The 12,823-nt window shown below is 40.4% G+C and carries 14 protein-coding genes; all 14 read left to right on the forward strand.

Annotated features, from left to right (window positions below; all coding sequences use genetic code 11):
- Nucleotides 1–31 precede the first annotated feature (31 nt).
- Complete coding sequence (trmFO, locus tag E2626_RS02795) at nt 32–1,333, forward strand: FADH(2)-oxidizing methylenetetrahydrofolate--tRNA-(uracil(54)-C(5))-methyltransferase TrmFO (protein WP_134379452.1); 1,302 nt, start codon at nt 32–34, stop codon at nt 1,331–1,333.
- Nucleotides 1,334–1,393: 60 nt separating this feature from the next.
- Complete coding sequence (gene xerC / locus E2626_RS02800; protein WP_134379454.1) at nt 1,394–2,293, forward strand: tyrosine recombinase XerC; 900 nt, start codon at nt 1,394–1,396, stop codon at nt 2,291–2,293.
- A 200-nt stretch (nt 2,294–2,493) separates the two neighbouring features.
- Nucleotides 2,494–3,036: an ATP-dependent protease subunit HslV gene (hslV, locus tag E2626_RS02805; RefSeq protein WP_134379456.1), complete on the forward strand. Its 543-nt coding sequence runs from the start codon at nt 2,494–2,496 to the stop codon at nt 3,034–3,036.
- Between the two features lie 12 nt (nt 3,037–3,048).
- Nucleotides 3,049–4,461: an HslU--HslV peptidase ATPase subunit gene (hslU, locus tag E2626_RS02810; RefSeq protein WP_134379458.1), complete on the forward strand. Its 1,413-nt coding sequence runs from the start codon at nt 3,049–3,051 to the stop codon at nt 4,459–4,461.
- Nucleotides 4,462–4,538: 77 nt separating this feature from the next.
- A complete protein-coding gene (gene codY, locus E2626_RS02815) occupies nt 4,539–5,318 on the forward strand; it encodes a GTP-sensing pleiotropic transcriptional regulator CodY (RefSeq protein ID WP_134379460.1) in 780 nt (259 codons plus the stop codon).
- A gap of 493 nt (nt 5,319–5,811) precedes the next feature.
- Nucleotides 5,812–6,207 carry a flagellar basal body rod protein FlgB gene (gene flgB / locus E2626_RS02820; RefSeq protein WP_134379462.1) on the forward strand — a complete coding sequence of 132 codons (396 nt, stop codon included), beginning with the start codon at nt 5,812–5,814 and terminating at the stop codon, nt 6,205–6,207.
- A complete protein-coding gene (flgC, locus tag E2626_RS02825) occupies nt 6,207–6,665 on the forward strand; it encodes a flagellar basal body rod protein FlgC (RefSeq protein WP_134379464.1) in 459 nt (152 codons plus the stop codon). Before flgB ends, flgC begins: the two co-directional genes overlap by 1 nt.
- A 25-nt stretch (nt 6,666–6,690) precedes the next feature.
- A complete protein-coding gene (gene fliE, locus E2626_RS02830) occupies nt 6,691–6,999 on the forward strand; it encodes a flagellar hook-basal body complex protein FliE (protein WP_424955115.1) in 309 nt (102 codons plus the stop codon).
- 37 nt (nt 7,000–7,036) lie between these two features.
- Nucleotides 7,037–8,623, forward strand: a complete 1,587-nt coding sequence (gene fliF / locus E2626_RS02835; protein ID WP_134379468.1) for a flagellar basal-body MS-ring/collar protein FliF — start codon at nt 7,037–7,039, stop codon at nt 8,621–8,623.
- A gap of 11 nt (nt 8,624–8,634) precedes the next feature.
- The gene (gene fliG, locus E2626_RS02840; RefSeq protein WP_134379470.1) at nt 8,635–9,648 is read left to right on the forward strand and encodes a flagellar motor switch protein FliG; all 1,014 of its coding nucleotides are present in this window, start codon (nt 8,635–8,637) and stop codon (nt 9,646–9,648) included.
- Nucleotides 9,641–10,414, forward strand: coding sequence for a flagellar assembly protein FliH (fliH, locus tag E2626_RS02845; RefSeq protein ID WP_166786716.1), 774 nt, complete (start codon nt 9,641–9,643; stop codon nt 10,412–10,414). Before fliG ends, fliH begins: the two co-directional genes overlap by 8 nt.
- The gene (gene fliI / locus E2626_RS02850; RefSeq protein ID WP_134379474.1) at nt 10,411–11,739 is read left to right on the forward strand and encodes a flagellar protein export ATPase FliI; all 1,329 of its coding nucleotides are present in this window, start codon (nt 10,411–10,413) and stop codon (nt 11,737–11,739) included. Before fliH ends, fliI begins: the two co-directional genes overlap by 4 nt.
- A 3-nt stretch (nt 11,740–11,742) precedes the next feature.
- Entirely contained in the window at nt 11,743–12,189 is a 447-nt protein-coding gene (gene fliJ, locus E2626_RS02855; protein WP_134379476.1) for a flagellar export protein FliJ, read from the forward strand.
- 5 nt (nt 12,190–12,194) lie between these two features.
- Entirely contained in the window at nt 12,195–12,803 is a 609-nt protein-coding gene (locus tag E2626_RS02860; protein WP_134379478.1) for a MotE family protein, read from the forward strand.
- Nucleotides 12,804–12,823 lie beyond the last annotated feature (20 nt).

Genomic DNA, 12,823 nt, shown 5'->3' on the forward strand with positions numbered 1-12,823 from the left:
TTCTTGTGAGTTTAGGAATGGAGGAATTGTTATGAAGAGTGTAAATGTAATTGGAGCAGGATTAGCAGGAAGTGAAGCAGCTTGGCAAATTGCTGAGAGAGGAATCGCAGTTGATTTATATGAAATGAGACCTGTAAGGCAAACACCGGCTCACCATACAGATAAATTTGCAGAGTTAGTGTGCAGTAATTCATTGCGTGCAAACAGTCTCACTAATGCAGTAGGTGTGTTAAAAGAAGAGATGCGTACACTGGATTCTGTCATTATTTCAGCTGCTGATGCAAGTTCAGTTCCAGCGGGTGGTGCACTGGCGGTTGATCGTCATGAATTCGCAGGATATGTGACTGAAAAGGTTAAAAACCATCCGAACGTAACAGTACATTCAGAGGAAATTACTGAAATTCCGGAAGGCCCTACGATTATTGCCACTGGCCCTCTTACGACAGAAGGACTTGCGGAGAGTATTAAAAAACTGACTGGTGAAGAGTACTTATATTTCTATGATGCAGCAGCACCTATCCTGGAAAAAGACAGCATTGATATGGATAAAGTTTATTTAAAGTCACGTTATGATAAAGGGGAAGCAGCATACCTGAATTGTCCAATGACTGAAGAAGAATTTAATCGTTTTCATGATGCACTGATTGAAGCTGAAGTAGTACCGCTGAAGGAATTTGAAAAAGAAATTTATTTTGAAGGTTGTATGCCTGTAGAAGTAATGGCTTCAAGAGGCAGAAAAACACTTCTGTTTGGTCCTATGAAACCGGTTGGACTTGAAGATCCCAAGACAGGAAAAAGACCATATGCAGTTGTTCAACTAAGACAGGACGATGCGGCTGGAACACTCTATAATATTGTAGGGTTTCAGACACATTTAAAATGGGGGCCTCAAAAAGAAGTGGTCAGAATGATTCCTGGTCTGGAAAATGCAGAAATTGTCCGGTATGGTGTGATGCACAGAAATACGTTCATTAATTCACCGAGTGTTTTGAAATCAACGTATCAGCTGAAAGCCCGGGAAGATCTTTTCTTTGCCGGTCAAATGACTGGTGTAGAAGGATATGTTGAATCAGCAGCCAGCGGATTAATTGCAGGAATTAATGCAGCCCGTTTAATTAAAGGGGAAGATCCTTTGTTATTCCCTGCGGAAACTGCTATGGGAAGCATGGCGCGCTATATCACACAGGCTGACATGAAGAACTTTCAGCCGATGAATGCAAACTTTGGTTTATTCCCTGATCTGGGTGAAAGAATCAAGAATAAAAAAGAACGTGCAGAAAAACATGCTGAAAGGGCAATCGAAACAATTCAGAACTTTGCGAAAAAAGTGTGATATTTATTGCAAAAGCCTCTAAACCATGATAAGATTTAGAGGCTTTTGTGAGGTGAGAAAATGATTCAATATTCTGATGAAGCGAAACATTCTTTTATTCAATATTTACAAACTGAAAAGAATTACTCATCATTAACAGTTGAACACTATATTCACGATCTTGATCATTTTTTTGAATTTTTGAGCCGTGAAGGAGTTAAACATATTAATGAAACGGATGATCTGCTCGCCAGAGGATATCTGGTCAGTTTGCATGAGCATTCCTATTCACGCGCCTCGGTTTCGAGAAAGATCTCTAGCTTAAAAACTTTTTTCACCTATTTAAATAGAGAGAACCCGGAATTTGTTAATCCGATGTCTTATATTATTCATCCGAAAAAAGAAGGCAGGCTGCCTCATTTTTTTTATGAGAATGAAATGGAGCAGCTTTTTTTAGCGTGCAGCGGAGAGGATCCTTTATCCAAAAGGAACAAAGCACTTCTCGAACTTTTGTATGCTTCAGGAATACGGGTGGCTGAATGTACAGGTATTCAGATGAAAGACCTTGACCTGACGATTGGGACAGTCCTGATTAAAGGTAAAGGAAGTAAAGAAAGATATGTGCCGTTTGGACATTTTGCCGGAGATGCATTAAACGACTATATAAAGCATGCACGCGGCAATATGATGAAGAAGGAAGAGCATTCTTATTTATTTGTAAATCATAGAGGAGCACCTCTTACTTCAAGAGGGGTTCGCCATATCCTGAGTAAACTCATTGAAAAGACTTCCTTAAACCATTCTATACATCCACATATGCTGAGACATACATTTGCAACGCATATGCTGAATAGCGGAGCGGATTTGAGAACGGTCCAGGAACTGCTTGGACATGCTCACCTTTCATCAACTCAGCTATATACGCACGTGACGAAAGAGCATTTAAAAAATACGTACCAATCATTTCATCCAAGAGCTTAAACGAGAGGCTTTGTTAAAGTCCATTGTTGTTTCTACACAGCTGGTGATTGGAGCGTAAGGGGGTGACTCCTGTGGCAGGAAGGGACAGGTGAGACAATCACGGCGAAGCCTGATGGCTCAGCGCCCGGCCACGGAAAGCGTCCCCCTGAAGCGGAAATCAACAGCCAACTTTAACTGAGCTAAAAGAAAAGAGGGTGTACATGGAACAATTTCATGCAACTACAATTTTTGCAATCAGGCATAAAGATGGTGCTGCTATGGCCGGCGACGGTCAGGTGACAATCGGAAATGCTGTTGTGATGAAAAACACAGCAAGAAAAGTAAGGAAAATTTTCAACGGTCAGGTACTGGCAGGATTCGCAGGTTCTGTAGCGGACGCATTCACACTGTTTGAAATGTTTGAAAGCAAGCTTCAGGAATATAACGGCAACCTTCAAAGAGCAGCAGTGGAAGTTGCTAAGCAATGGAGAAGCGACAAAGTACTAAGACGTCTTGAAGCATTACTGATCGTGATGAATAAAGATGGACTGCTTTTAATATCAGGTACCGGAGAAGTAATTGAACCTGATGATGGTATTCTCGCAATTGGCTCAGGAGGCAATTATGCTTTATCAGCCGGCAGAGCGTTAATGAAGCACGCTGGTGACCATATGAGTGCAAAAGAGATTGCGGATGCAGCTTTACACACAGCGGCGGATATTTGTGTTTATACAAATCATAATATCATTGTTGAAGAGCTATAAGGAGGCGGTCGAATGAGACAGTCAACAGAGTTAACACCTAAGCAGATTGTTGAAAAACTTGACCAGTACATTGTAGGTCAGCGCGATGCTAAAAGAGCTGTGGCAGTTGCACTCAGAAACCGATACAGAAGAAATTTACTGGATGAAGCAATGAAAAATGAGATTATCCCAAAAAACATTCTGATGATGGGTCCAACAGGTGTTGGTAAAACTGAAATCGCAAGAAGAATTGCTAAACTTGTTGGTGCTCCTTTTATTAAAGTAGAAGCGACGAAGTTTACTGAAGTCGGTTACGTCGGCAGGGATGTTGAATCCATGGTGCGTGACCTGATGGAAACTGCAGTAAGAATCGTTAAAGATGAAAAAATGGAATCAGTCCAGGCGAAGGCAGAAGAAAATGCGAACAAAAGGCTGGTTAAATTAATTGTTCCTTCTGCAAAAAAATCGCAAAATTTTAAAAATCCATTTGAAATGATGTTTGGTGGGAATGAGCAGAATCAGGATAAAGAATCTGATGTTCAGGAAGATGAATCATCATTAAGTGAAAAAAGAAAAGAAATAGCCCGAAAATTGAAAGACGGCGAACTTGAAGGCCGGATTGTCACTGTAGAAGTTGATGAAAGTCAGTCAGCATCAATGTATGACATGCTTCAGGGATCAGGTATGGAGCAGATGGGGATGAACTTCCAGGATGCGCTCAGCAATATGATGCCGAAAAAGAAAAAGAAAAGAAAGTTATCAGTTAAGGATGCCAGAAAAGTGCTGACCCATGATGAAGCACACAAGCTGATCGACATGGATGAAGTCTCTCAAGAAGCGCTGTACCGCGCTGAACAGACAGGTATGATTTTTATTGATGAAATTGATAAGATTGCATCTAAGTCATCAGGTTCAAGCTCACAGGATGTTTCGAGAGAAGGTGTTCAAAGAGATATTCTGCCGATTGTAGAAGGTTCAACTGTTAATACTAAATACGGCCCGGTGAAAACTGATCACGTGTTATTTGTAGCAGCAGGCGCTTTCCATACAGCGAAACCATCGGACTTAATACCGGAGCTGCAAGGAAGATTTCCGATTCGCGTTGAACTTCAAAAACTTACAGTGGAAGACTTTGTACGTATCCTGGTTGAGCCGGATCACGCATTGTTAAAACAGTATACAGCATTGATGGCGACTGAAGGTATTGAAGTGGAGTTTACAGAGGATGCAGTACGCAGACTTGCCGAAATTGCATTCCAGGTGAACCAGGAAACGGATAACATTGGCGCAAGAAGACTTCATACAATTATGGAAAAACTGCTGGAAGACTTATCGTTTGAGGCATCTGACATTACGCTGGGTACCATAACAATTACGCCCGCTTATGTCGATGAAAAGCTGGGCAAAATTGCAGGGAACAGAGATTTAAGTGAGTTTATCTTATAGATGTTTTGAGTTTTTCGATTAAGGGAAAGATGGTAAGAAAAATTAAAAATAGATCAATCGCAGGAGGAATTCAGGATATGAATTTACTAGGAAAAACAAGAGAAATTAACTCAATGTTACAACAATCAGCCGGTAAGCCGGTCAATTTTAAAGAAATGGCGGAAACGTTAAGCAATGTCATCGAAGCTAACGTATTCATTTTAAGCAGAAAAGGGAAGTTGTTAGGCTTTGCTGTCAATCAGTTAATTGAAAATGAAAGAATGAAGCAGATGCTTGAAGATCGTCAGTTCCCTGAGCAGTATACAAAGAACCTGTTCAATGTGACGGAAACTTCACCAAACCTTGATATCGAGAGTGGTTATACTGCATTCCCGGTAGAAAACAAAGAACTTTTCGCCAAAGGACTAACAACGATTGTTCCTATTATTGGCGGTGGTGATCGTCTTGGAACGCTGATTCTTGCACGTGTTGAACAGGCATTTGAAGACGATGATCTCATTCTTGGAGAATATGGTGCAACAGTAGTAGGGATGGAAATCCTCCGTGAAAAAGCTGACGAAATCGAAGTGGAAGCAAGAACGAAAGCCGTTGTTCAAATGGCGATCAGTTCACTTTCATACAGCGAGCTTGAAGCAATTGAACACATTTTCGAGGAACTTGATGGCAAGGAAGGTTTACTTGTAGCTTCTAAAATTGCTGACCGCGTTGGAATTACACGTTCGGTGATCGTTAATGCCCTAAGAAAACTTGAGAGTGCAGGCGTCATTGAATCACGTTCACTTGGTATGAAAGGAACATATATTAAAGTGTTAAATGATAAGTTCCTGTTTGAACTTGAAAATATGAAAAGAAACTAATTAAAAGCCGGCATCCGCCGGCTTTTTTTATATCGTTAAAATGATTTTATTGCATGACTTGGTTTAAAGGTCTGGCGGAGTGATCAAATCAAATTATATATCTGTAAACACCCTTCTAAGACAACAGAATGTTCTGTTGTCTTTTTTGACGATATGTAGAATATAAAATATGTCTATTTTGTGAATGTTGATGAAATCCGTTGCAAATTTCGACAGTATGAAAATGGAACTTTCATTTCAAATAGATAACGCCTCTAAGGTGCTTTGTAATAGTCATTCCATATATTGTACTTAACTTTTTGAAAACATTCATACCAGCAAATAAACTGATATAAAAGTATTGTTTTTTAAAAATAGATCTTTATAACTATAAAACTTTACGGATAAAGTGTAGACTATCAATGGTCCTACCATTAAAATGATGTATAAGTGATTTTTTATATTGTCTGAAAATTAGACAATAGGTCGAAAAATAAGGAAATGAGGTGCTAATATGAACTTATTTTCAGGCACAATTAACAATCTCGAAAGAGGCCTTGATTATTCTGCAGTTAAGCAGAAAGTCATTGCAAATAATGTAGCAAACGTGGATACACCAGGTTATAAGTCTAAAGACGTAAACTTTAAGACAATGTTACAAGATGAAATAGAAATGACATCTAATCGTAGGAATGCTCATCCATTACACTTTGATCTTTCAGTTGGACAAGATGGTGGTACGGGTATCTCGCAACGTTCTTACAGTGTTCGTGAAAACGGAAACGGTGTTGATGTAGATAAAGAAATGGCTGACTTAGCAACTAATCAAATTTACTATAATTCACTGATTGAAAGAATAGGCGGGAAATTCGGATCTCTTAAAAGCGTAATCAGAGGGAGTGGTCAGTAATGAGTATGTTTCATTCAATGAATACAACGGCATCAGCATTGACTAGTCAGCGCCTGAGAATGGATGTTATTTCATCTAATATGGCAAATGTTGATACAACAAGAGCGACTTTTGAAAATGGAGAATGGCAGCCTTATAAGAGAAAGTCAGTCGTGCTGAAGCCGCAGGAAGGAAACTTTTCTTCAATGCTGAATACGGCTATGAACAAGCCTTCTCATGCAGGCGAAGGTGTAACAGTTTCAAGAATTATAGAAGACAATGAAACACCGGGTGAGCTTTTGTACGATCCTGAGCATCCTGATGCAAATGAAGATGGTTATGTTGAATTGCCGAATGTCGATCCGTTGCGTGAGATGGTTGATCTGATGTCAGCTACTCGATCATATGAAGGAAACGTCACAGTTTTTAATGCAAACAAGTCTATGATGATGCAGGCATTACAAATTGGACGATCTTAAAGTTGGAAAGGAAGTACACTAAATGATGATACAAAACATGAATACTGCGGGATTGAACCTGATTAACCCATCAACACAACAAAATTCCGCTAAAATTTCACCGTATAATGCACAACAGAATTTTGCAGCCATGCTGAAAGATTCTATTAATGAAGTAAACGCTGCACAAATTGAAAGTGACAAAATGACAACCCGAATGATTAATGGTGAGGATGTTGAACTTCATGACGTCATGATTGCTTCCCAAAAAGCATCAGTTTCCCTGAACCTGACGATGGAAATGAGAAATAAAGCTGTTGAAGCGTATCAGGAAATTATGAGGATGCCTGTATAACGATCGGTAATTTTAAAAGGGAGACCGGAGGATTGTCATGAACGAAAGATTCAAACAAATTTTTACCAGAGTAAAGACATTCGCCGGCACTAAAACTAAAAAACAGTGGTATTTATTTAGTGGTATCGCAGCACTTATCATATTAATTATTGTATTATCTGCTATTTTTGCTACCAGACAAACACTGGTGCCACTATACAGTAATCTTACCCCTTCAGAAACCGGTATGATTAAAGAAACGCTGGACGGCAGAGCAATTCCTTCAGAAATTACTGAAGGCGGAACTGCAATACTCGTGCCCGAAGCTCAGGCTGAGACATTGATGGTAGAGCTTGCTGCTGAAGGGATACCTAATTCGGGTAACATAGACTACTCATTTTTTAGTGAAAATGCCGGATTCGGAATGACTGATAATGAATTTAAAGTCATGCATGTAGATGCCATGCAGACTGAAATTGCTACATTACTTAAAAGCATAGACGGCGTTCAGGATGCAACTGTTATGATTACAATTCCTGAACAGGGTGTTTTTTTAAACGATAATCCGGAGCAGTCTTCAGCTTCAGTTGTAGTAAATACACAGCCGGGTTATCAATTTGATGAAGGTCAGATCAATTCACTGTATCACCTTGTATCAAAAAGTGTGCCAGACCTTCCTACAGAGAATATCGTCATTATGAATCAGTTTTTTGAATACTTTGACATGAAAGATCAGGATTCTTCATTTGCAGGTGTTAACTTGTCAGATCAAATGGCATTGAAACAAACAATTGAAAGAGATCTGCAGCGTCAGGTTCAAATGATGCTTGGTACATTAGTTGGTCAGGATAAAGTGGTTGTCAGCGTGTCGACAGACATTGATTTTGATCAGGAAAATAGAGAAGAAAATCTAGTGACTCCTGTTGATGAAGAGAATATGGAAGGCATCGAAATCAGTGCCAGACGTATTACTGAAACCTTTGAAGGGACGAATGCTGCTGGCGGCGTTCCGGAAGGCGAAGACCCGGCTGATAATCTTGTAGGGTTTGTCGAAGGTGACCAGGGCAATGGGGACTATGAACGCGAAGAAGAAACAATTAATAACGAAGTAAATAGAATTCGAAGAGAAATTGTTGAGAGTCCATATCGAATCCGTGATATCGGGTTTCAGGTAATGGTTGAGCCGCCAGACCCCGAAGATCCGGCAACACTTCCGCAACAAAGTATAGATGATATTGAAACGATGCTTGAAACAATTATCAGTACATCAATTGATGCTGATATAGCCAATGAGCTGACGCCTGAAGAAATTACAGATAAAGTCGTTGTATCTGCCCAGACATTTAATGGCAGAGCAGATTTTGCTGAAGCTGAAGTCGCTCCTGTTATCCCTTTATGGGCCTATATAGTAGGCGGCGTATTGCTGTTGGTAATCATTGGTTTAATCTTCTTTATTATACGTTCACGCCGACAGGTTGAAGAAGAAGAAGTGTTTATGACAGTTGAAGAACCAATTGATGTACCTGATGTGAACAATGAAAAAGAAACAGAAGGTACACTTAAAAGAAAGCAGCTTGAAAAAATGGCAAAAGAAAAACCTGAAGAATTCGCAAAACTTCTCAGATCATGGATTGCAGATGAATAGGAGTGTTATAGGTGGCTAGAAGAGAAAAAGAATTAAGTGGGAAGCAAAAAGCAGCAATATTGCTCATCTCCCTTGGCCCTGATGTAGCATCTTCTGTTTATAAGCATCTGGATGAAGAAGAGATAGAGCGACTGACGCTGGAAATATCAGGTGTGAAAAAAGTCGAATCAGAAATTAAAGAAGAGATCTTAGAAGAATTTCATCATATTGCTCTCGCCCAGGACTATATTTCTCAAGGCGGTATAGGTTATGCGAAATCCGTACTTGAGAAAGCATTGGGAGCTGACCAGGCAAGTGCGGTCATTAACAGACTGACATCTTCTTTGCAGGTGAGACCGTTTGATTTTGCAAAACGAGCTGACCCGATGCAAATTTTTAACTTTATTCAAAATGAGCACCCACAGACAATTGCGCTTATTTTATCCTACTTGAACCCACAACAGGCAGGTCAGATTTTGTCGAGCCTTCCTCAGGATGTTCAGGCTGACATTGCAAAAAGAATTGCAGTAATGGATAGCACGAGCCCTGAAGTAATCAGTGAAATTGAATCTGTACTTGAAAGAAAGCTTTCAAGTACTGTACAGCAGGATCACACTGAAACAGGCGGAATAGAAGCAGTCGTAGAAGTGCTTAATGGAGTAGACAGAGCAACAGAAAAAACAATTCTGGATTCTCTCGAAATACAGGATCCTGAACTTGCTGAAGAAATTAAAAAGAGAATGTTTGTATTCGAAGATATTGTCACACTCGATAATCGTTCCATACAGCGTGTGATCAGAGATTGTGAAAACGAAGATCTTCTGCTGTCTATGAAAGTATCAGCGGACGATGTCAAAGACGTGTTATTCAGAAACATGTCACAGCGTATGGCTGAAAATTTCAAAGAAGAGATGGAATATATGGGTCCTGTGAGACTCCGTGACGTTGAAGAGGCACAGAGCAGAATTGTTGCCGTAATAAGAAGGCTTGAAGAAGCTGGGGAAATCATAGTTGCCCGCGGCGGGGGAGATGATGTCATTGTCTAGAATCATCAAATCAGGATTTGTCGGTGAGTCTCAAACGATAGGGAAATCTATTCCATTCAGACAAATTATGCCCGATGCTGCACATACAGATGATACGTTGTCATGGACAGTTGAACAGGCGCGCAGAGAGTCAAACCGGTTAATGATGGATGCCGGTGAACAGGCACAGAAATTACTTGAAGATGCGCAGCAGCAAACTGAAAAGCTATTATCGCAAATAGATGAAAAAAGAAATCACTGGGAAAAAGAGAAGGAAGAATTGCAGAAGCAGGCTTACGAAGAAGCATTTGCACAGGGATATGAAGAAGGTCGAAACAAAGGATACAGTGATGTATCACAGCTGATCGAAGAAGCGCAAGAGGTTGTAATTTCCGCAAAAAGCACGCTGCAAGCTCATTTGGAAGAAAATGAACTTGTCATTCTTGAGCTATCCATAAAAGCTGCAGAAAAAATCATGTCACAGAAATTAGAAGAATCACCTGAAAGTTTTCTTCCTATTGTTAAAAAAGGCATCAAAGAAGCGCGTGAAATGAAAGAGATTAAAATTTATACAGCAGTTCAGCAATTTTCATTCCTTCAGGAAGAGAGAGAAGAACTGCTGGCAATATTCCCGACCGATGTAAAGCTGTATATTTATCCGGAAGAAGAACTGGAACCTTACAAATGCTTTATTGAAACCGGAAATGGAAGAATCGATATTAGTATTGATACTCAGCTGTCAGAGCTGAAAGCTGGTCTGGCTGAGATATTGGGGAGCAAAAAATGAAGGCAGCAGAATTAATACAGCATATTTCATCTCTTAAAACGGTTCGGCATTATGGAAAAGTCAAGAGAGTCATCGGTTTGATGATTGAGTCTCAGGGTCCTGAAAGTTCAATTGGAGAAGTTTGTTACATACATGTGCATTCCAGCGCCAGAAAACAGACCATCCAAATTAAAGCTGAGGTAGTTGGTTTCAAAGATGAAATGGTTGTGTTAATGCCATTCACACATGTTCAGGATATTGCACCGGGTAGTATTGTTGAGGCGAGTGGAAAACCACTAGAGATTAGTGTTGGAGAAGCACTGATTGGGAAAATCGTTGATCCTTTGGGGAATCCGATTGACAATAGCAAACTGCCAGCCGGAATGAGGCAGGTGACAACAGAACAGGAACCCCCGAACCCGTTGACGCGCCCACCGATTAATGAAGTAATGGAAGTAGGGGTTAAAGCAATCGATGGCATGCTTACTGTAGGTAAAGGGCAAAGAGTCGGTATATTTGCAGGAAGCGGAGTGGGTAAGAGTACGTTGCTCGGTATGATTGCAAGAAACACTGAAGCAGACCTGAACATCATTGCGCTGATTGGTGAACGAGGACGTGAAGTAAGGGAATTTATTGAACGTGACCTTGGGCCTGAAGGTGTGAAAAAAAGCATCATCATCGCTGCCACTTCAGATCAGCCGGCTTTAATGAGGATTAAAGGCGCTTTAACAGCAACAGCTATTGCAGAATATTTTCGGGATCGCGGCTTGAACGTCATGTTAATGATGGATTCGGTTACCAGAGTAGCGATGGCTCAGCGGGAGATTGGACTTGCAGTTGGAGAACCGCCTGCTACTAAAGGATACACACCATCAGTGTTCGGTCTGTTGCCAAAATTATTAGAACGCACAGGCACAAATGAGAATGGCAGTATCACAGCATTTTATACGGTGCTTGTAGATGGTGATGACATGAATGAGCCAATCGCTGACACCGTAAGAGGCATACTTGATGGCCACATCGTTCTTGATCGGTCGATTGCGAATAAAGGGCAATACCCTGCGATTAACATTTTAAAAAGTGTAAGCCGATTAATGAACCACATCGCTGGAAAAGGGCACCTCAGAGCCTCTGAAAGAATGAGAGAGTTAATGAGTACTTATGAGCAGGCTGAAGACTTAATCAATATTGGTGCCTATAAAAAAGGCTCGTCAAAAGAAATTGATGAAGCAATAAAATATCAGCCTGTTATTAAGCAGTTTTTAAAACAGTCAACTGATGAAAAAGTTAAGCTGTCTGACACTGCAGGGCAGTTAATCCAATTATCAGAAAAAGGTGAGGGGTAATTTATGACTTATCAATATAGATTTGAACGCGTGCTGACTGTTAGAGAAAGGGAGCAGAAAGAAGCAGAAGATCGCTATAAAACCTCTGTGGATTCTTTTGAAAAAATGGCACAAAAGCTTTATGAGCTGTTAAAGAAGAAAGAACTGATGGAAGGGTCACAAGCAGATCAGATCAAAACGGGCATCCCGGTACAATCACTCAGACATGGTCAGCAGTTTTTAACAAATATTGAAAAAAGCATCTCTTATCAGCAAAAACTGGTGATGGACGCCAGAACTAATATGCAGCGTCACGAACACCGGCTTATGGAAAGAAATATTGAAGTCAGAAAATATGAAAAGATCAGGGAACACGATAAAAAGCGGTTTCTTGCAGAGCAGGAACAGGCTGACAGAGATCAGATGAATGAATTGTCTATCGCACAGTTTATCAACCGCAGAAAAAGGTGAAAAAAATGAAACAAAAACAGCAAAAACAGTCTATCCGGAGTGAAGCTGAAGAAGCTAAATCTCCAGGGAAATTACAAGTTTTTTTTCTGCTGATTTTTGTGCCTTTTCTCTTTCTGATCTTTATAACGCTTATTGTGTTATCGATAATGGATTATAATATCGTCGATAAAGCAGAAGAAGCAGGAATCAACATTCCTTTCGTTGGTGAAGAAGAACAGCCGGAAAACACTCCTGTTAACCCAGAAGAACGTATTGTCAGTCTTCAGGCACAAATAGAAGAAAAAGATTCACTCATTAGCCGGCTGGAGCAGGAAATGGTTAGTCTGGAAGATGAAAACGATCTGTTAATCGAAGATCAGGAAAGACTGCAGGCGGAGATTGAGCAGCTTCAGAACGAACGTGAATCTGCTGGCAGAGAGTTCGCAGAGGTAGTAACAGTGTACGAGGATATGAAAGGGAAAGAAGCAGCACCAATCATTATGAACCTGAACGATGAAGATGCGATACGGATTCTTGCCAACCTTTCAGCTGAAAATGTATCGGAAATCTTTTCAGCGATGCCTGCAGAAGATGCTGCACGATATACAGAACTCATATCGAACCGTACACAATAATACTTGAAGGGAGGTGAAAA

The organism is Jeotgalibacillus salarius, assembly GCF_004405125.1.
In the GTDB taxonomy this organism is placed as follows: domain Bacteria; phylum Bacillota; class Bacilli; order Bacillales; family Jeotgalibacillaceae; genus Jeotgalibacillus; species Jeotgalibacillus salarius.